Origin of the sequence: Pollutimonas rozaliensis (assembly GCF_048751585.1) — a bacterium.
Lineage (GTDB): Bacteria > Pseudomonadota > Gammaproteobacteria > Burkholderiales > Burkholderiaceae_B.
The window spans coordinates 1-278 of the sequence record NZ_JAZHOB010000080.1 but is presented as its reverse complement, the minus strand read 5'-3'; the positions used below and the strand labels follow the sequence as shown (position 1 = coordinate 278).

The window sequence follows — 278 nt, the reverse complement described above, 5'->3', positions numbered from 1 at the left end:
CCGTTTCACCGGCTTCAGGGCGTTCAAAAAACAATCAATACCTCGTGGACTCTCTTGCCATCCAGCCGTCTCAGATGTCAGCGTCAGCCGCTGAGGGATCCTGTGCTGGCAGGCGCACATTGCGCGAGGGCACGACGGTGGAAATGGCGTGTTTATAAACCATCTGACTGACGGTATTGCGCAACAAGATGACAAACTGGTCAAACGATTCAATCTGGCCCTGCAGCTTAATGCCGTTTACCAGGAAAATAGAGACCGGAATGCGCTCCTTGCGCAAA

The 278-nt window shown here is 52.9% G+C and carries 1 protein-coding gene; it reads right to left on the bottom strand.

The genetic code is table 11. The features are described from left to right. Positions 1-70: 70 nt before the first annotated feature. Positions 71-277, bottom strand: coding sequence for an RNA chaperone Hfq (gene hfq, locus V0R37_RS22055; RefSeq protein WP_420376550.1), 207 nt, complete (start codon positions 275-277; stop codon positions 71-73). Position 278 lies beyond the last annotated feature (1 nt).